Source organism: Halostella litorea, from assembly GCF_004785955.1.
Lineage (GTDB): Archaea > Halobacteriota > Halobacteria > Halobacteriales > Natronoarchaeaceae > Halostella > Halostella litorea.
The window spans coordinates 76,669-94,689 of the sequence record NZ_SJER01000007.1; the positions used below are offsets into that span (position 1 = coordinate 76,669).

Sequence of the window (18,021 nt, forward strand, 5' to 3'; positions counted from 1 at the left end):
TTACGCAACCGCCTCCGAGCCGGAGATCGGTTGATAGTACGGGATGTCGGGCAACGGGAGCACGACGCCAAACCGCATGAGCCCCATCGCTAACAGGACGTATCCGAGCCCAATGAACAACACACCGAGTCCATAGTGGACCACCTGTCGCTGGCGGGCGCTCACTGACTGGATCACCGTTCCGTAGAGGAACACGCTAGGAATCGTCCCGAGCCCAAGCGCGGCGAGCGAGAGGAGACCATATACAGGCGAGCCCTGTGCGAACGCATACAGGAATGCGGGATAGAGCAGCATACACGGCAACAATCCATGAAGCGCGCCAAGCCCGACGATGCCGATGCCGTTGACCCAGCGGTCGATCCGTGTCGAGATCACTGTGTAAGTTCGCGCGAATATTGATCCGATACCAGTATCGGCAATCACACCTTCGACGGCTCCTTGTTGGTAGCCGGCCAATCGGGTGATTCCCATCCCGAGGATTGCCACGCCGATGCAGATGCCGACGACACCCTGGACTGGCCCGAGAATCCCGGCGAGCCCGATCGTCCCATAGAGCAGCGCGCCAGCAGCCCCGAAGACAGCCCCGATGAGGGCGTAGCTCATCGTCCGGCCGAGGTTGAACAGCGTGTGCTGTCGCACTTCATAGAGAGTGAGTGCGCCAGACCAGCGGTCGTCGGTTTCCATACGCTCGGCGTAGGTTGCAACGAGCGGGCCGCACATTCCAATACAGTGTGCACCGCCGAGGAGGCCAATCAGAAAAAACACCACCAGTCCGTAGCCACTCGCGATGCCGATCTCACTCAGTTGTACTAGGACTGCCGAGATCATACTCACGGCTGGCAAAGCCAGCATAGATTAGACTATACCACCCGTCCTGTGTAGTTGGTTTCGGTTCGGGCCGTGACTTCGAAGGTCACTGATGAGAATAAATAGGAACACACAGCCCGAATGTTCATTAGATATGCCCGAATTCATACAGCGATCGGCACGGGAACTTGCGTCTGAAGCCCGTACTGGATGTGTGTCTGCGCTAACCCTCCTCGAGTCAACCCTAGAGCGTATCGGAGCAATCGATGATTTGAACGCGTTCATCACGATCACTGAGAAATCGGCACGGGAGCGTGCTCACGCGGCCGACGCTGCAGCGGCCCGTGGAGAAGACCTCGGCCCACTCCACGGTGTGCCAGTCGCAATCAAAGATCTTCGGAGCCGGAAAGAGGGTGTCAAGAATACGATGGGACTCGCTCCATTGGCCGATAACGTGGCCGACGAGGATTCCATCACAGTCGAGCGGCTGGAAGCTGCCGGTGCCGTCATCGTCGGTACGACTAACACACCGGCACTCGGTCACACTATTAAGACAGAGAATCGGTTCGTTGGTGCGACTCCGACCCCGTTCGACTCCGATCATTCTGCGGGCGGCTCATCTGGCGGCTCGGCAGCGGCGCTTGCGGCGGGTGCCATACCGCTTGCCATCGGGTCGGATATCGGTGGCTCGCTCCGGGTCCCAGCCTCCTGTTGTAACGTCATCGGGCTGAAACCGACGTTCGGGCTCGTTCCCGAACGTATCCCATTCGACGGATTCGGCACCCACTCTCCGTTTTTTGTGGGTGGGCCGATGGCACGAACAGTTGAGGACACAGCTCTCTTACTCGATGTCCTCGCAGGCTACGACGACCGAGACCCATTTAGTGTGCCCCGTCCAGAGACGGAATACGTCGAGGCCACTAACCGGCCGACTACTGAGCTATCGGTTGCGTACAGTCCGAATCTGGATTTACAACCAGTTGCATCGACGGTGCGTGAAACAGTTGATGCTGCCGTCACGGACCTAGCGGCCGGCGGTGCGACAGTCGATACTGTGGACGTCTCGCTCCCGTCGTATGAAGAGCTCTCGATGGCGTACGTCACGCAGGTTGGCGTCTTCTTCAGTGCATTCGCTCAACGAATCGAAGACCGGTACGGCATCGACTTCGAGACGGCAGATGTCGAAGACACGGTTCGATCGACGATCGCATTAGGAACAGAGACCGACGCTGCCGACAATCGATTACAGAACGCGCCACGGACTGATGCATACGATGGCATTCAGGACGCGCTGACTGACTACGACGTTCTCGTGACACCCACTCTTACCGTCCCACCGTTCAGCAAGCATCTCACCGACGGCTATCCAACGGAAATCAACGGTCAATCCGTGATTGGTGTCCCGACAGACGTGATGTTGACATGGGTGTTCAATATGACTGGCCATCCTGTAGCGTTTGCTGGGGTTACCGACAACGGTCTCCCTGTTGGGTTACAGATAATTGGCAGGCGATTTGCCGAAGCTGATATTCTGAGCGTCGCTGCAGCACTCGAACGAGTTCGACCGTGGATGGATCAGTATCCTGTACGGTGAACTGACCAGTCATCGGTGGCTGACACAGCGTCTGAATCTCTTGAGCAGTTCCCGAGATCAAACACAGTAACTGGTTTTCTCATTGTGCGAAATTATTTTTCATTCCTATAGAAGACTGCTTACTATATCAGCGAGATATACTTGGACAGCCCCAAATGTGACTCGCATAGTAGCGGCCCCAAATCCAAGAGCGATGAAACTCATAATGACAACGAAATTGGCCTTCGAATCGTTGGGGCTAAGCAGGAGCGTGAGTACAGCAAGCGTTCCCGCCATCGTACTGATGAAGAATCCTGCCAGAAATGACAAACCCGTGAAAAATGGGTCAGTGAAATCCATCACGGAGTACGCTGGATCATAGATCCCGACGACGGATAAGCTAAAGCCGATGACGACGTATCCAACAAAGCAGATAGTAACGAGGAAAGCCCCGGGGCTAGCAAGTTGATACAGTCGAAATAGTCCTCGTTCAAGCGGGGTGGTTGGCTGTCGAATCCGTCTGAATGGTCGATGATCCATCTCCCTACGGCCAGAGCCCCCGCGCCTCGTGGGCTTCAGCGATTCGTGAGAGTGCGACAATATAGGCAGCATCGCGCCACGTGACGTCGCGGTTCTCGTATTCGTCTTTGACTGCTCGCCAGGCAGCCTGCATCTCCGCTTCGAGTTCATCGTTGACTCGTTCGAGCGACCACGCTCGCCGATTAATGTCCTGGAGCCACTCGAAATAACTCACCGTGACACCGCCTGCGTTGGCGAGAATATCGGGAATCACGGCGACATCCCGGTCGGCGAGAATCGAATCAGCCGTAGACGTCGTCGGGCCGTTCGCGCCCTCGACGACGAGATCGGCGGCGATTGCTTCCGCGTTCTCTTTCGTGATCACGTTCCCCAGGGCGGCCGGAATGAGGACATCGACGTCGAGGGTGAGAAGCTCCTCGTTCGAAATCACGGTGTCCGCGTACGTGGTGACGGCTTCCGGCTCTTCGTCGTGGGACGGAACTGAAGCTGTATCGATTCCGTCCGGCTCGTACATCGCTCCATTCACATCGCTGATCGCGACGATGGTCGCGCCCCACTTGTCGAGGAGTCGGGCCGCATTCGCTCCGACGCTCCCGTACCCCTGAACTGCCACAGTGGTCTCATCGAGCGGCTGGTCGTAGTACTCGCAGACCAACTGTGTGATGATCGCAACGCTCCGTCCGGGGGCTTCTTCACGCCCTTCGCTGCCGCCGACCACTGGCGGTTTTCCGGTGACGACGCCCGGTGTTGTCTCGCCTTCCTGCATCGAGTACGCGTCCATCAACCACGCCATCGTCTGCGGATCCGTCCCCATATCCGGAGCGGGGATATCTTGGTTGGGCCCGATAACGTCGCGAATTTCTTGTGTGAACCGACGGGTGAGCCGCTCCTTCTCTTCCGGACTCAGCTCCTTCGGGTTGACCGCGACACCACCCTTGGCTCCGCCGAACGGGAGGTCCATGACGGCGCATTTCCAGGTCATCCACATGCCGAGGCCAACACACTCGTCTCTGGTCACGTCGGGGTGGTATCGCAACCCGCCCTTGTATGGCCCTCTGACGCTGTCGTGCTGCGCGCGGTAGCCCGTGAACACCTCGACCGTGCCGTCATCCCGTTCGATGGGGATCGTCACCTCGTGGACCTTTTTGGGATATTTGAGCCGTTCGACGATGTTCTGGTCGATATCGAGATAGCTGGCAGCATGGTACAACTGGCGGCGGGCGGTTTCGAGTGCCGATTCGGGTTCGGTCGAATCTGCCGCCTCGTCGCCTGACTCGTCGTGGGTGCTATCAGATTTCGATGCCATGGTCATTCGAGCGGCATTCGACGGTTTCGCATCGGGCCGCTACAGTCGGGACACTGGCCCGGGCTATCCTCCGCGATGATGATTTTGCCACATTCGAAGCACTCGTAGGGGGTTTCTTCGTCTGATTCAGGGTCGACATCTTTCATTGTGAGTTCACGAGTGCCGCCAGGCGGAGTGGCGCACTCTATAAGGTGTAATAAGTGTATAAGGAAATACTCGGCAGTTGATTACCAAACAGCACTCCAACCAGTGGATTTGTTATTGAACTGCCTCCGCTTGGGCCGCCACCGGGAGATTGTTCTCTTCGAAGAGTGCAGCAAACAGTTTCCGTTGGACGGTCCGCGCGTGTTGATAGAACGCGGGTGGGGAGATGCCGAGTGTCTCCGCTACGTCTTCGCCCGTGCTCTCACGGGGCGACTCGAAGAACCCACTGTAGTACGCCGTCTGGATCACCTCCAGTTGCCGCTCCGTCACTGAATCGAGGAACTTCGAGTAGAGATTGTGTTCTGCGGTCTGATCGAGCGTCTGCTTGGCACGGAGTTCAGCGCCAGCGAACGTCTCACGGACGAGCTGCGTGATCGTTCGGACGTCGATGCTGTCCGGGATATCGATGACGAGCGTCGTCGTGGTTGGATCAGCGGTCGCTTCGCGGAAGACGGCACCGTGATCGGCCAGCTCCAAGGCGAGGAACGGTTGTGTGAGCCGGAGCCGTAGAACACCCCCCTCGCCGTCCGCGCTGATCTGCTGCACGTCGTCGATACCGACCAGTTGCGAGGCCGCGTCTGCCACGTCAGTTACCGCCCGGTCTTCGACGGTCACGAACACGTAGCTGCCTTCCGTGGACTGCTGGACGCCACCCTGATACGAGAGGGTGCACTCCGCCTCCGCTGCGAGCCGTGAGAGGACAAACTTCGGGTCCTCGATGGTGAACTCGACACGTGTCATCGACGTCGTGAGCAACGCATTCTTCCGTTCGATCGCACTGAGAGCGGACGCGATGGTTTCGCCGAGTTCTCCCAGGACGGCCTTCGCCGTCTCGTCGAACGCATCCTGGGTCGGTGCGTACACCGTCAACACACCGTGGGTAAGGTCGTTGTACACGAGCGGGATGCTCAATACGGACAGGTAGTCCCGGGAGATGGCGTCTTTCCGCCACGCCTCGTCACGGAGACCAGCAGCGACGTTCGTCACCATCGTCACGTCGCCAGTGGCTGCGGTTTGTCCGGCCGGTTCTGCACCCGATGCCTGGACGGCGAACGACTGACTATCCAAGTACCCCTGTTCGGTCCCGGCCCAGGCACGAGGCTCCAAGGTGTCGGTCGTCGGATCGATCGTCCCGATCCAGGCGAACCGGAACCGGTCGTCGGCGGTCAGCAGTTCACAGACCGTGTGATCGATTTCCTCGCGCGTCTCCGCCTGTACGAGAGCCTGATCGATTTCCCGTATCGTCTCGTTGATGCGGTTCAGGGCGGTCAATTGCTCGTTTTGCGTCTGGAGTGTTCGGTCCTGTTCCCGGAGTCGTGATTCCCGTGTGACGCGGTCGAGGGCTGCTTCGGCAGTAGCCGCGAGCAGATCGGCCAACTCTCGCGTCACCTCATCGAATGCACCGACCTGGTTCGAGCCCGCAACGAACACCCCGTGGTTGCCGAGCGGGATGTAGGCCGCAGTTCGGAGGTCAGTTGCTCGATTTTCGAGCCGATCTGCGTCGTGAACGTCGTCGAAGAACAACGCTTCGTCTTCAACGAAACTGTAGCTCGGGAGCGTTTCCCCGTCGGCGTGCACGTTCGGGAGTGGGCCGTTCAGCTCGGTCATCGTCGCCGAGTGGGCTGCGGGTCGAAGATTGTTGGCCTCACCGTCGAAGAGGTAGACCGCACTCGCATCGAGAGTGAGCACACCAGGTGTGTCGTCGACGACGTGCTGGGCGATTTCTTGGTGAGTTTCGGCGTAGAGGAAATCGCGGGCCGTCTCGTGGAGCGTGGCGAGTGCCTCTTCGCGTTGCTTGCGTTTCGTGATGTCCCGACAGCTGAAGAGGAGAGTCCCGTCCTGGATCGAGACTTCGCGCACGTTGACGAGGAGCGTGTGCTCGCGCCCGGCTTTATCGGTCGCCGTCGTCTCAATGTTCTTGAGGACGCCGTCTTCCGCGAGTTCCTCCCGGTCGAAGAGGTCGTCGCCGAGGAGGTCATTGATCGTTCCGAGATTCCGGATCTCGTCGACGGTGTAGCCGAAGATGAAGTGGACGTTGGGACAAACGTAGGTGTACTCGCCGGCTTCGTCCGTGATGAGGACGGTATCGGTCATGTTGTTGAGCGTGACCCGGTGCAGTTCTTCGGACTCTCTGAGATTCCGTTCGAGATCGACGCGCTCGGTGATGTCGACGCCTTCGACGACGATAGAGACGAGATCGCCGCGCTCGTTTTCGACCGGGCGCACGGAGAGATCGATAACGCGCGGATCATCGACGTCTGGCAGCTGTGGGACGACCGCGTTGCCGAACGTCCCGTCGAGTGCTTTCTCCACGAGTTTTTGGACATCCGTGTTCGTTGTACCAGCTTGTGACCACCACGGAAGCGTCCAGAACGGTTCGCCGACGAGCGTGTCGATGGCTTCATCGACCATCTCTCGTGCTGTTTCATTCACACGGGCAAGTGCACCATCCGGGTCGAGCACCCACGTCGCAGTTCGCGAATCGTTGAAGATCGCGTCGAACTGTCTGGCCCGGTCCCGTCGCGTGGCCGACCGCTGTGCGGCCCGGATCGCACGCTCGGTTCGTTCGATGAGTCCGTCGGTCATCTGTGCTGGCGGGTCCGAGAGCGCGATGTAATCGGTGACACCGGCTTTGATGGCCTCGCTGGCGATGGCTTCGCTCCCGGCAGTAGTCCCGAGGAGGACCGGGAGCGCAGGCGATTCCTCGCGGATTTCTCGGAGGAGGTCGAGTCCGGTTGTCTCTTCGAGTGCGTACTCGGTAATGAGGCAGTCCGTAGGGTGCGTCCGGATGATGTCGATTGCCTCCGTCTTGGTTCGAACGTGGTGTACGCTGGCATCAGTCCGTTTCTCGAGCGTCGTGGCGAATTGTGTGAGCCAGTCGTCTGTCCCGACGAGCAACACCGTCGACGCATCCAGAATGGGTGGGGTAGCGGTCATTATTCGACCATTGAGGGACGGCGAATGGTCCTCTCGGTGCCGATGCGAACTCGCCTCCAGCTCCGGTACTGGCCCGGATCGGAATGTACGTCCATTGCTAGTTAACTATCTAACCGCCCCGCGCCAAAGACGTTTGTTGTTTAACCCCTTGCGATAGGGGGCGCGCTACGGAATATGAAAACGCGATTATCGGGACTTTTCGCGGTCGACCGACTCTTCCCGATTTCAGCGTTCCGCTATCCAACCAGACTCTCGAGGAATGACTACCCGACCTCCCACCACCCAGCCCGAAGACGCCACGAGCAAGGAACCGCAACAGCAGCGCCAGTCGGCGTGGAGACTCGTCGCTGGAGCGAGTCTCATCTCGACGGGGCTCGCTGCCTATGAGATCGTCCCGGCGAGTGTTACCCCGCTCATTCGCGACGCACTGAATATTGGGCCGACGATCGCAGGGTTCCTGGTCGGGGTCATGTTCGGCACCGCGGTGATCGCAAGCCTCCCAGCTGGAGCGGTGCTCGACCGGACGGATTCCAGGACTGCGATGGCACTCGCAGTGCTGACACTCGTTGTCGCCGGGACGTGGGGATGGATCGCTGGGCGGCGAGGGGACTATCGATCTGTGATCGCGTCACGAGCGCTTGGTGGGGTCGCCTACGTCGTCGTCTGGAACGCTGGCATCGACATCGTGAGTCGGGCAGCGACCAGCGAGAATCGAGCGACTGCTGTCGGCATCTTCACTGCGAGTGGCCCGATCGGATTCGCGCTCGGTCAGGGGACCGGGCCACTGATTGCGCATCGGTTCGGGTGGCCCGCCATCTTTGTCGCATTCACCGGCCTCACGGTCGTCGGCCTCGTCCTGTTCTGGCCGGCCAGTCGCGGACTCGGAACGAGCCAGGGGGACGCTCCCTCAATTCAAGAGTTCGGTGCGGTCCTCCGGAACCGGAGTGTCTGGTCGGTCGGGCTGCTCGGCTTTCTCGGCTATTCATTATACCTATTCGTGAATAGCTGGGGTGCGTCGTATCTCACCGCCGAACTTGGCCTGTCACTCGCAGTGAGTGGCCTCTTGGTGGCAGTATTCCCCGCAATCGGGGTGGTCTCCCGGATCAGTAGTGGTCTCCTGTCTGATCGTGTCTTCGGTGGCCGTCGCCAACCCATCGTCCTCGGATCCTTCGCAGTTGCGGCTCCGCTCGTGCTCGTCTTTACGCGGTTTCGGTCGCTGCCCCTACTCGTCGCGCTCCTCCTCCTCACTGGATTTGCGGTCCAGTTGACGCTCGGCCTGTCCTTTACGTACGTCCGGGAGGTGGTTGATTCGCGGGTCGCCGCGACAGCGGTCGCGTTCCAGACGAGTATTGGGTTGGCAGGCGCGTTCCTTGCCCCGATTGCAGGCGGGGTTGTTGTCGATCTGGCCGGCTTCGATACGGCGTTCCTCCTCGCTGGACTTCTCGCTCTCTGCGGGATCGCAGTCGCGTGGCGAGCACCTGAGCCAGCGCGTTTGTAGCAAAAACTTCGCTATCGAACGGGGTCGACACCTGAGAGCACAATCACAGCTACGACGACGTGACCCGGTCGCTGCTGAGTCTCACCTGGGACGCTCATCACGGCCGCGAATCACTCGTTGAGGCCACCTTCTCGGTGTCTGGATGCTTGAGAAGTCCTTTCCAGTCGCTACTGAGGCATACGACTCCTGCCAATCCTTGAGATTAACCATCGGCCTGCCGGTGCCGGCGTACCTGCTCTGGATTCGGCACCCACGGATGGGCATCCCAGCAGTGGAGGGCGTGCTCTCGTGGTGTTTCGAACAGCGCCTCGCATGACCCACACACGTAGGTGGTTTCGGGCCAGCGTTCGGTGACGAACATCGCGGTCACCGTCGTTCTGACCGGGTCTGGGGCGGTCGCCCGCCGAACGTAGTTGTACCCGATCGTCGTCCGTCGACGAATAGCTGACCGCACCAGCCGTTCGGGCGATCTCGGTTGGCTTGTCCTCGGGGAGATACACCCAGCGAACGAAGTCGTCGACCGATTTCTTGGCTGAGGGCTGGAGGATGAACCATCGCTCGTGGTCATCTCGGAATAGGTAGCGTTCGGTCCCCCTGTTTTGGAGGTATATTGGGTCACCCCTGCCCGGTACGAGCCGTAGTCCGAGCGACGGCGATACCGGTTTCAAAAGCTGGTCGACGACCGATGGGCCGTCATCTGTCTGGCTGTCCGAATCAGCCTCCGCTACGAATTCATCGAGACTGGCATTCGTGGTCACGGGGACCACCTCCCGAGTGAGGCCTGTTCCCGGTCGGACTCAGCTGGAACTTCGCAGAGAAACCGCCACTTTGGCTGCTCTCGGATCTGCTTATCGGGGCGATTTCCCGCTTGGCCGGGGTCCGTTTTACCGGCACAGTGCCAGCCCTTGTCTCTGAGCGCTTTGATCATCGAGCCGTCGAAGTCGGCTCGCACGAACGTCAGCAGGAGCCGAACGCCTCGTCGCCGACCGTGCCGACGCACGAATCGTTCCATCGACCGGGCGAGGGCGGCAGAGGCGAGATTGGGGAAATCGACGCCGATGCAAATCCGTGCTGCCTCGACGATTTCGTCACCCTCGAATCGCGTCCCGTCGTACTCCAGCGAGCGAATCAGCGGATAGCGCCACGTAATCGCACCTAGTAGCTGGTCCTGGTAACAGAGTCCGTGATGGACGAGATTCGTCCGGGGGATATCGTCCATATAGGAGTGATGCGCTTCGTAGATCGCGCCGGCGACGTGGCGCGGGATCGATTCGATATGGACGCGCTCTGCGAACCCCAAACCGAGCGGCGCCGTGACCGGCTGGCCTTCCCGATGGATGGGACACGAACACCCATCGGGGGTAGGCGTATACTGGAAGCCGGTACTCCGTATTTGGTCTAGAGAGTGAGTTTCGGTCACGAGTCGGTGTCGTCGGTGCGCTCCTGTCGGTCGTTGTATCGCTCCAGTTCGCGCCCGATATTCTCGAGCGCCTCGACACCTCGTTCGAGGAGCTGGTGGGTGGCTCGCGCCAGTCGAAGCGTCTCCATCAGTGCTTCCTCTCCGGGGGTTCGATGAGGTCGTTGCTCTCTTCGGCGAGTTCCCGGATTACCTGTTCCACGTCAGCCTCTTCGGCAACCGTCCGATGTGCGAGCGGGGCAGGATATGCACGGTCGCCCTGGCTGCAGAGCACGACCAGCCACTCGTCGCTCCCATCCCCGAGTACGATGTAGTGGTCGCAATCAGCGCGCTGGAAGACCCGCCGGTCCGGGCGAGAGACGGCTCGCCAGTTCTCGGGGAGCGTCGGTGACGGCCGTCCGCCGTCGGCGAGGGCGACGACGTCGTCGGTAAGGGTCGCCATCGCGGTGTCGATCTCCTCGCCGGGGAGGTGCCAGCACGCCGCGGCACCGTCGCACTCCAGCTGCGAAACCACCTGATTCCGGAACGCGATGTAGTGCTCACGGGCGAACTGCTCATCGTCGTAGTAGTCGAGGAGGAGCGCGCACGCGAGCTGGGCGGGCCCGCTACCACTGTACCCCCATTCGAACCCGCTTGGACTGTGGTTGACGAGGTCCAGACTGCGCTCGAGGGAGAGTCGCCGATGCTCCGAGAGATTCAGCACGACGGCTTGGCCGTCGACGCGGAAGCCGACGTACTCGACTGCGTCTCGGTGAGACTGTACAGGCGATGCGACTGGAACCGATTCCGAACTGGCCATAGGTACATTCCCGTTCATCGTTGCTCGCGGGCGGTTCGGTGACCCCCGCACCCCTCTCAGGGGTTCAACAAACAGGACGGCGTAGCGTTCGGCAACGTACTGTCCACTTGACCTCCTCCCACCCCTGAAGAGATGGGATTCCCGAGCGTTGGGATATTAAGGTTTAGAGTCCACCACCTCGGCCTGCGGTTCGAATCCGCAGGAGAGGTCGTACAGGTAGACTCCGGGCTGGGCCAACCAGCCGGTACTCCTATCCCCAGAGGTGGACTCGGAGTTACTTGCGCTGTCGTTGATGTCGAGACGGATGTTCTCCGCCCCATTTACGTCTGCGTTGAACGCTGCGTCACACTCCTCACAGACGTACAAGCCGCGCTCAACACGCTGCCCATCGTCTTCTTTCCCGCACACAGAACACGTCTTCGATGTCCCACCCTCGTCCACTTCCACGACCTCGATCCCCTCGGCCTTCGCCTTATATTCGAGAATCGAGGTGAAGCGGTCGAACGCCCACCCGTGCAGGTCAAGGTTGCCGTGCTGTCCCCAGTTCTTTGCCTGACCGTTCTCATCCTCACGCACGCTACTCAAATCTCCGACGTTGACTCGGCCAACGCCCTTCTCCACACACCGCTGGACGATGTGCTTGGCGAGGGCGTGGAAGAAATGCCGGCGGCGCTCAGACCACTTCCGGTGCAGCCGTGTCGCCCGCTCGCCACCACTGTCGTCACACTTGGCAATCTCCTTCGGGAAGTAGTAGCCATCCTGTTTCAACTGATTACCCGGGTATAGGTCGGCCTCTTCCATACTGTAGGCGACAGCGGCGAAATTCGAGATACCGAGGTCGATGCCAGCGGTCTCCTCTCCGGGTGCGTCTGGCGTCTCAATATCGTCTTTGCAGACGAGGTGGAGTTCCCAGCGTTCCTTCGCGTTGTCGTAGACGGCACGAACCTGTTGCAGGTTCTCGACCGAGATGCCGGGTCGCGTCTCGTATTCGACGAGGATGTAATCGCGGTCCCGTGGGTGGTCTTTGTGATTCGCGCCTTTGCTGAGGCGGACGCGATTGTGTTTCGGGTCGTGTCGGATGCCCTTCTGCTTCCACGTAACCGTGCTGCGCGGGTGTTCTTCGTGGACGCAGCGGCCTTGGTCGTCGTAGTAGTTGCGTTTGCGGTATCCGGGCGGGTTGTCCCGGTCATCGTCTGAGGAGTACCACGAGTTGAAGGCTTCAGCGAGTTCCTCCAGAACCCGCTGACTGGACTGACTGTGCAGCCCCCGGTACTTGTCGTGATCCTTCAGCTCGCTTTTGAGTTCCTCGTGACCAGGGATCTCCCCGGTGTCTTCCCATTGTTGGCGGGAGTAGTAGTTGGCGACGTTCCAGAGTTTGCTGGCACTCCACCCGTGCCGGTCGAGTGGCTCTGCCACCTGTGAGTGGTTGCGGATTCGCGCTCGGTGGGTGCGGTGGATTTCCAACATCCGTGGAACGTCTCTATAACAGGTTATACTCGTCTGAATTGTAAATATTAATGTTTGTCAACAGTGGGCTCTTTGGGCTTATTATCGGCGGTGAATCCTCGTTCGCTATGTCGGTTTATCCCATCGCAAAAGAGATGGTTATTCCCCTCACACTATCCACATAATTGAGGATGGCTGTACTGGACGATCTCTCGGGGTTCGAGTTTGAGGACGTAATGGAGGACGTGTTCCGGACCCTCGGCTACGAGAACGTCCGCCAGGCCGACCGCACGGCTGACGAGGGTCGCGACGTCATCATGGAGGAGGTCGTCGACGGCACGCGGCGTGCGATCATCGTCGAGTGCAAGCACACGGGGACGGTCGGGCGGCCGGTCGTCCAGAAGCTCCACTCGGCGATCGCGACGTTCGACTTCGACGGCCCCAAACGCGGAATGGTCGTCACGACCGGCCGGTTCACGAACCCTGCTCAGGAGTACGCTGACCGCCTCCAGCAGAACGACGACCCGCACCCAATCGAGCTGCTCGACGGCGAGGACCTCCGGGAGATTGCCAACGAGATCGGCCTCGACCTCTACAACGGTCGCATCGAGATTCTCTGCGACGAGACGCTCCGCCCGTACGACCCGGCCGCCGACGTCGATGCGCCAGTCACGGAGGCGTTCCGCGACATCGAGAACATCGAGGCCGCCGACCTCCCAGACCCACACTCATCGGTGACGTTCCGCCCGGTGGTCGCTGTCACCGCGGACACGAACGCTGTCTTCGAGACGTCGGTGGGCGTCATCCACCGGATCAACGACCGCACGCGGTTCGTCGCCCACGCCGAGCGGGGGCAGCCGCAGGTCGTCGACGAGGACGTCGCGACGCTGGTCACCGAGAACCTTCACGCGACGGTCGACCTCGATACCGAGCAGTTCGCGGAGGTGTTCGATGACGTCGAGGAGCGCCGGTTCGGGCAGACCCAAACCGAGTACAAGGAGTGGGCCGTCGAGCGGCTCCAGCAGCACCACACGACGACGGTGACCTACACCGGCGACAACAACGTCACGTACAACAAGACCTGCGAGCCGAACCGCTCGGACATCTCTGTCCAGTCGATCGAACCAGTGTACCTCCCCGAGGTTCGGCACACTACCGACATCCAGGAGTACACCTACCCCTACGAGTACTACGCGGCAGGCCCGTCGAGAGTGACCGCCGAGGACGGCATCCATCAGTGCGTCCACTGTGACACGAGTGGCGTAACCGAGACGTACACCTACTGTCCGAACTGCGGGGCCATCGCCTGCTCCAGCCACACCAAAACGGAGCGGCTGGAAGGCGAGCCGATCTGTACGGGGTGTGCGGTGACGGAACGGTTCGCGCTGAAGACGAAGTACTTCTACGACGAACAGAATCTCGAGGCGTTCCGCGAGGAGTACGCCGCGATGCCGCTTCACGAGAAGGCGATGGAGAACAAGTGGCTGGCTGGGGGGAGCGTGGTCGCGACGCTGCTGCTCGTCGTCGGACTACTCGTCATCGGCGGCATCATCTGAGCGGGCTAAGCGTTCACGCCGGCTCAGCGACCACCTCTTCGAGCGCGTGCTCAAGCGGGCCGTGGAACTGCCAGCTGGCCCGCTCGAAGGCTCCCTCGGTCGGACCATCCCAGCGCGGGAAGGCGGAGTGACCACTCACCTTGACGGTCCACTCGGACGGCTCCTCGAACGGGTTCCGGGTCGGGAGCTCGACGACGTAGAGGTACTCCTCGTCGCCGTGAATGCCGTCGGCTGGGTTCTCGACGCCGTGTCCGAGCAGGAACATCGGCTGGTCGAGGTGCTCCATATTGTCCGGCTCGAGGAGATCCGCTGGCTGTGTTGCGTCGATTGTTCGATCTGGGTCACCATCCAGATACAGGTCGATCGTCGAGAGCTTGTCGAGGAACACGAACGACGCTGCCGTGTAACCCGGTCCTCGCTCGGCACGGGTCGCGTCGAGAAGTTCCTTCAACTGCGCAAGATCGCGAAGCACGCTCTCCGGGTAGCCATCCGAATGTCGGTACACTTGCGCGACGCGGTCGTTATCGGTTGGTTCGCCGTCCTGGTCCACTCGTTCGACGAATCTGAGTTGACTCCGTGTCGACATCGATCATCGCCGGCACGTGTGCGCCGGCACCCCTCACCGGCGCAAAAACAACTCGCTCCGTTCATTCGGGCGGTGGAAGAGGTTGAATCGGGAGCTGTTCGAGTTGTCTGTGACAGCCCGCACAGACTGTCAGTAAGTTCTGCCGCACGTCGGCATCCTCGAGTCCTTGATCGGAAGCTCCGACAAACTCTGACCGCGGGATTCGATGATGGACGTGAAGATCCATCCCGTATTCGTCCTGATGCCGTTCGCGAGCCATTCCACACCAAACGCACTGTTCATTGTCCCGGCGGATGACCTCTTCGCGCTTGATGTGCCAATTCTCGCCGAACCGCTGCGTGGGTCGGAGGGTCTTTCGCAGCAGGTACTCCTCCAGTATTTGTTGATCACTTGCCCGGAGTGCCGCTTCCCACGATGAGAAGATTCGCCGGATTGGAACAGGCGAACAGGACCCATATTTTCGAACGTCTGTTGTCGTCGGTGGGCGACCCAACCGCTTGTAGAGGGTCCGTAGCTCCTTACAGGCTTCCTCCTCGGTGAAGGGATCCGGTTGGTTTAGCGAGGCTCCAACCGATTGAAGCGCAGCATTCCACGACCCAAATCTCCGCCTGTAGGGTTCGGGGCTGTATTCCCCATGCTCGATCATATCCCGCTTGCGAGGGGTTCGATCCAACTCATCAATCAGGCGTTCGAGTTCCGTCTGAAGTTCGGCTCGGGACAGCGCATCCGGCTGGTTTGAGCCATATCCCGCGGCCTCCAGCGCCTCGTTCCAGCTACCGAACTCCGATAGGTACACCCAGCTACTGAACGTCCCTTCCTCATCCATTTCGGCAGCGGTCGGCGACGAACCAAGTCGGCTTCCGAGACGCCGTAACTCGGCAAGGAGTTCGTCACAGTTCACTTTCCACTGTTTTGTAGGCTGATGACCCGCTTTTCGCAGAGCATCGTTCCAGCTGCCGAATCGATTCTGATACGTCGTTACGCTGTACCTCCCTTGCTGCTTCATATCCTGCTGGCGCGGTGTCCTATCTAGTTTTTCAGTTAGTCGATCAAGTTCCTCCAGTAGCTCTCGGTCTTCGATATTCGCTGTGCTACTGTGCATCGGTTCCAGCCCTGCTTCCTCTACTGCGTCGTTCCAGCTCCCGAACCGGTCTTGATATGTTGATCTCGAATAGGAGCTCAATTCGTCTATTTCACGGAGTGAGGGCGGCCGACCGAGTTGATCCGCAATGGATTGGAGTTCCTCTATGAGTTTCTCAGCGGGAATACGACTCGGACTCATGTTCTCACCGGTGGCGTCACCAATCGCGGACGGATTCACCCATCTTGGTATATGAATATTCAGGACCCGCACTGGCTCGCCGGCACCCCTCACCGGCGCAGAAACGACATCACGAGTTGTCGATATTCGAACTTCGCTATGCGAGATGCGCCACCTCGTTTGGTTCCTCGACGTCATCGAACTCGCCGCGCTTGACAGGGTCCCAGTCCTCACCCGGCTCTGGACTCCACCAGTCGACCTTGTAGGCGCCCGGTGCGCCGAAGATTTTCACGCGGGCCGACCCATCAGGCAGGTCGCGCCGCAGTTTCTCGTCGACGTGGAGGTTCCAGGTCGTGGTTGAATCGAAGCAGGCGAGCACGGCCTCCTCGTAGCCGCGCGTCTCTCGGGATTCCTGGAGTTCGACCTGGGTGTTGCAGTTCTTGCAGAACACCCCCTCGAACGGGATGTGGGTGAAGACCTCCTGCCCGCAGACGGGACACCAGAGGAACTCGAACAGTGCCTCGCTGTGTCGGTCAAGTACTTCGAGACTCATTGGTTGACTCACCCGGTCGTACCGGGCCACCACCTCGTGCCCGGCCGAAAAACAGCGCCCACCGCTCACTCACTCACCGTTCGGCGCCGTAGACGATGCGTGAGGGGGCTTCGTACCCACAGTCGGGGCAGTCGTACCATCGCTGGATTTTCGCCCCGTCTGCTGCCTTCTCGCCGACGCGAACGTCGTTGTTCGGACACTCCGGGCAGCTGAGGTCCGGGGCCGGCCGCTCCCGGAGTTCGTCACGGAACGACGTCGCGTCCTTCGTCTCGTATCCCCGCGACCACACCGGGTAGCCGTCGACGAGAATCACCCCGCGCCACTTGTACCGGTAGGAATCCGGGGCTCGATGCAGGACGGCTCGCGCACCGGTCTCGGCGTTCCGATACGCAAGCGTCGGCGAGCGGCTCTCGCGTCGCCAGTTGGTGATCCTGGGCATTATTCAGAAGTGGACGTCAGCGGGTACGATCCAGAGCTCCTCACTCTCCTCGAGGAGTCGATCCAGCTGTCCACGGTGACGAATGCCGGTTCCGTGTTCGGTGTACAGGAAGATCGTCGGGCCGTCGTACGCACCGACCTGGTGGAAGGCGTGTCGGGCGAGGTCCTCGTCGCGCATGATCTCCTCGTCGGAGAGCTCGTCGATGGCCTCCTTCACCCGGTCGAGATTACGCTCGAATTCCTCCTTCGTCGCCTCCCAGCCGCGCTCGAGCAGGTCCTGGCCGTCATCGGAGTCGACGGGGGCTGCCGTCGGCAACTCCCCCCAACGTGCCTTCCCCGCAACGGACGTGTCCTCCTCGTCGAAGGTCACATAGTAATCGAAGACGGCGCTGGCGTGTGGGTCCGCGCCGACCAGGCGGTCGAACACCGAATTTCCGGTGGCCAGTGCGCCGTCGTGGGTCGATTCTTCTACCAGAGCGTAAATTACCATGTGCATCTCGAACACCTCGAAACGCCGACGCACCGGGAGTGATTGCTCGCTCGCTCCAGCTGCGCCGGCACCCATCGCCGGCGCTCGAAAAACCTGATCTAGCGGTCGATTTTTAGGACTCGTTCGCTCGGTCGACTGTGATGGTTAGATCGCCCGACGCGTAGTCGGCCTCGAAGTCGACCGCGAACGCGTCCGCCTCGTAGGCGGCGTGGTAGGCGCGGTGGCGTTCGAGCGAGCCTGTCGCCTTGAAGTGGAAGAACGCAGCCGACGTGTAGGGCTTACTCTGCGTCTCGATTTGCGTTTCGACTGACGCCGGAAGTGCGATCTGTGGCGTGTCGGTGTCAACACTCGCAGCGAACTCCTTTGCCTCCTTGACGGTCGCCTGCGAATGGGCGGGCGTCTCACCGGTTACCACGTTCATCGGCGTCTCCGTGTCGTCGGTGAACAGGACATCGTGGAAGGTGCGCGTCCCGAGGACTGCGTCAGGACCTAACTCGCAATCGTGGAATGGATCGTCGTCTGGATTCTCGGGCATCAAATCACGAGCCCACGGTGGGGCTCAGTCCTTTCTGCCCCAGACAAACCACAACTTGTCTCGATGTAGCGGAGG

The 18,021-nt window shown here is 60.4% G+C and carries 17 protein-coding genes; 3 read left to right on the plus strand and 14 right to left on the minus strand.

What is annotated here, in order from left to right; translation table 11 throughout:
* Nucleotides 1–852 carry a sulfite exporter TauE/SafE family protein gene (locus EYW40_RS17645; RefSeq protein WP_135822956.1) on the minus strand — a complete coding sequence of 284 codons (852 nt, stop codon included), beginning with the start codon at nucleotides 850–852 and terminating at the stop codon, nucleotides 1–3.
* Between the two features lie 109 nt (nucleotides 853–961).
* On the opposite strand from EYW40_RS17645, the gene EYW40_RS17650 reads away from it, so the two are divergent.
* Complete coding sequence (locus tag EYW40_RS17650) at nucleotides 962–2,401, plus strand: amidase (protein WP_135822957.1); 1,440 nt, start codon at nucleotides 962–964, stop codon at nucleotides 2,399–2,401.
* A gap of 523 nt (nucleotides 2,402–2,924) precedes the next feature.
* Here the strand turns inward: EYW40_RS17650 and gdhB are convergent.
* From gdhB to EYW40_RS17670, 3 genes are all read right to left on the minus strand, one after another.
* Nucleotides 2,925–4,226: a glutamate dehydrogenase GdhB gene (gdhB, locus tag EYW40_RS17660; protein WP_202614594.1), complete on the minus strand. Its 1,302-nt coding sequence runs from the start codon at nucleotides 4,224–4,226 to the stop codon at nucleotides 2,925–2,927.
* A 2-nt stretch (nucleotides 4,227–4,228) separates the two neighbouring features.
* The gene (locus EYW40_RS17665) at nucleotides 4,229–4,372 is read right to left on the minus strand and encodes a rubrerythrin-like domain-containing protein (RefSeq protein WP_135806867.1); all 144 of its coding nucleotides are present in this window, start codon (nucleotides 4,370–4,372) and stop codon (nucleotides 4,229–4,231) included.
* A gap of 112 nt (nucleotides 4,373–4,484) precedes the next feature.
* On the minus strand, nucleotides 4,485–7,367 hold the full coding sequence (locus EYW40_RS17670) for a bacterio-opsin activator domain-containing protein (protein ID WP_135822958.1): 2,883 nt from the start codon (nucleotides 7,365–7,367) through the stop codon (nucleotides 4,485–4,487).
* 259 nt (nucleotides 7,368–7,626) lie between these two features.
* Between EYW40_RS17670 and EYW40_RS17675 the strand changes: the two genes are divergently transcribed.
* Nucleotides 7,627–8,865 (plus strand): MFS transporter, encoded by a 1,239-nt coding sequence (locus tag EYW40_RS17675; RefSeq protein WP_135806869.1) that lies wholly within the window; start codon nucleotides 7,627–7,629, stop codon nucleotides 8,863–8,865.
* Between the two features lie 754 nt (nucleotides 8,866–9,619).
* Here EYW40_RS17675 and EYW40_RS17685 read toward each other — a convergent pair.
* The 4 genes from EYW40_RS17685 to EYW40_RS17695 all read right to left on the minus strand — a co-directional run bounded on the left by EYW40_RS17685 (nucleotide 9,620) and on the right by EYW40_RS17695 (nucleotide 12,548).
* Nucleotides 9,620–10,165, minus strand: coding sequence for a hypothetical protein (locus EYW40_RS17685; protein ID WP_229774172.1), 546 nt, complete (start codon nucleotides 10,163–10,165; stop codon nucleotides 9,620–9,622).
* Between the two features lie 116 nt (nucleotides 10,166–10,281).
* Nucleotides 10,282–10,413 (minus strand): hypothetical protein, encoded by a 132-nt coding sequence (locus tag EYW40_RS20355; RefSeq protein WP_259370036.1) that lies wholly within the window; start codon nucleotides 10,411–10,413, stop codon nucleotides 10,282–10,284.
* Nucleotides 10,413–11,081 carry a DUF6166 domain-containing protein gene (locus tag EYW40_RS17690; RefSeq protein WP_202614595.1) on the minus strand — a complete coding sequence of 223 codons (669 nt, stop codon included), beginning with the start codon at nucleotides 11,079–11,081 and terminating at the stop codon, nucleotides 10,413–10,415. The genes EYW40_RS20355 and EYW40_RS17690 overlap by 1 nt, the downstream gene beginning before the upstream one ends.
* 156 nt (nucleotides 11,082–11,237) lie before the next feature.
* On the minus strand, nucleotides 11,238–12,548 hold the full coding sequence (locus EYW40_RS17695; RefSeq protein WP_135822960.1) for an RNA-guided endonuclease InsQ/TnpB family protein: 1,311 nt from the start codon (nucleotides 12,546–12,548) through the stop codon (nucleotides 11,238–11,240).
* Between the two features lie 170 nt (nucleotides 12,549–12,718).
* On the opposite strand from EYW40_RS17695, the gene EYW40_RS17700 reads away from it, so the two are divergent.
* Nucleotides 12,719–14,083, plus strand: a complete 1,365-nt coding sequence (locus EYW40_RS17700; RefSeq protein WP_021780413.1) for a restriction endonuclease — start codon at nucleotides 12,719–12,721, stop codon at nucleotides 14,081–14,083.
* A 13-nt stretch (nucleotides 14,084–14,096) separates the two neighbouring features.
* Here the strand turns inward: EYW40_RS17700 and EYW40_RS17705 are convergent, their stop codons facing one another.
* The 6 genes from EYW40_RS17705 to EYW40_RS17730 form a co-directional block, all read right to left on the minus strand.
* Entirely contained in the window at nucleotides 14,097–14,669 is a 573-nt protein-coding gene (locus EYW40_RS17705) for a hypothetical protein (RefSeq protein ID WP_044957538.1), read from the minus strand.
* Nucleotides 14,670–14,730: 61 nt separating this feature from the next.
* Entirely contained in the window at nucleotides 14,731–15,951 is a 1,221-nt protein-coding gene (locus tag EYW40_RS17710) for a homing endonuclease associated repeat-containing protein (RefSeq protein WP_158599093.1), read from the minus strand.
* A gap of 136 nt (nucleotides 15,952–16,087) precedes the next feature.
* Nucleotides 16,088–16,483, minus strand: coding sequence for a DUF7567 family protein (locus EYW40_RS17715; protein ID WP_021780411.1), 396 nt, complete (start codon nucleotides 16,481–16,483; stop codon nucleotides 16,088–16,090).
* A 73-nt stretch (nucleotides 16,484–16,556) separates the two neighbouring features.
* On the minus strand, nucleotides 16,557–16,922 hold the full coding sequence (locus EYW40_RS17720; RefSeq protein WP_135822961.1) for a DUF7568 family protein: 366 nt from the start codon (nucleotides 16,920–16,922) through the stop codon (nucleotides 16,557–16,559).
* 3 nt (nucleotides 16,923–16,925) lie between these two features.
* Entirely contained in the window at nucleotides 16,926–17,417 is a 492-nt protein-coding gene (locus EYW40_RS17725) for a DUF7995 family protein (protein ID WP_135822969.1), read from the minus strand.
* Nucleotides 17,418–17,523: 106 nt separating this feature from the next.
* Nucleotides 17,524–17,946: a DUF8025 family protein gene (locus EYW40_RS17730; protein WP_020221063.1), complete on the minus strand. Its 423-nt coding sequence runs from the start codon at nucleotides 17,944–17,946 to the stop codon at nucleotides 17,524–17,526.
* Between the last annotated feature and the right edge of the window lie 75 nt (nucleotides 17,947–18,021).

Excerpts from the sequence above, each read along its gene's own strand:
- EYW40_RS20355 (WP_259370036.1), bottom strand. The coding sequence starts at position 10,413 with ATGGAGACGCTTCGACTGGCGCGAGCCACCCACCAGCTCCTCGAACGA.
- EYW40_RS17650 (WP_135822957.1), top strand. The coding sequence starts at position 962 with ATGCCCGAATTCATACAGCGATCGGCACGGGAACTTGCGTCTGAAGCC.
- EYW40_RS17705 (WP_044957538.1), bottom strand. The coding sequence starts at position 14,669 with ATGTCGACACGGAGTCAACTCAGATTCGTCGAACGAGTGGACCAGGAC.
- EYW40_RS17675 (WP_135806869.1), top strand. The coding sequence starts at position 7,627 with ATGACTACCCGACCTCCCACCACCCAGCCCGAAGACGCCACGAGCAAG.
- EYW40_RS17730 (WP_020221063.1), bottom strand. The coding sequence starts at position 17,946 with ATGCCCGAGAATCCAGACGACGATCCATTCCACGATTGCGAGTTAGGT.
- EYW40_RS17715 (WP_021780411.1), bottom strand. The coding sequence starts at position 16,483 with ATGAGTCTCGAAGTACTTGACCGACACAGCGAGGCACTGTTCGAGTTC.
- EYW40_RS17725 (WP_135822969.1), bottom strand. The coding sequence starts at position 17,417 with ATGCACATGGTAATTTACGCTCTGGTAGAAGAATCGACCCACGACGGC.
- EYW40_RS17645 (WP_135822956.1), bottom strand. The coding sequence starts at position 852 with ATGCTGGCTTTGCCAGCCGTGAGTATGATCTCGGCAGTCCTAGTACAA.
- EYW40_RS17695 (WP_135822960.1), bottom strand. The coding sequence starts at position 12,548 with ATGTTGGAAATCCACCGCACCCACCGAGCGCGAATCCGCAACCACTCA.
- gdhB (WP_202614594.1), bottom strand. The coding sequence starts at position 4,226 with ATGGCATCGAAATCTGATAGCACCCACGACGAGTCAGGCGACGAGGCG.
- EYW40_RS17700 (WP_021780413.1), top strand. The coding sequence starts at position 12,719 with ATGGCTGTACTGGACGATCTCTCGGGGTTCGAGTTTGAGGACGTAATG.
- EYW40_RS17720 (WP_135822961.1), bottom strand. The coding sequence starts at position 16,922 with ATGCCCAGGATCACCAACTGGCGACGCGAGAGCCGCTCGCCGACGCTT.
- EYW40_RS17710 (WP_158599093.1), bottom strand. The coding sequence starts at position 15,951 with ATGAGTCCGAGTCGTATTCCCGCTGAGAAACTCATAGAGGAACTCCAA.
- EYW40_RS17665 (WP_135806867.1), bottom strand. The coding sequence starts at position 4,372 with ATGAAAGATGTCGACCCTGAATCAGACGAAGAAACCCCCTACGAGTGC.
- EYW40_RS17670 (WP_135822958.1), bottom strand. The coding sequence starts at position 7,367 with ATGACCGCTACCCCACCCATTCTGGATGCGTCGACGGTGTTGCTCGTC.
- EYW40_RS17690 (WP_202614595.1), bottom strand. The coding sequence starts at position 11,081 with ATGGCCAGTTCGGAATCGGTTCCAGTCGCATCGCCTGTACAGTCTCAC.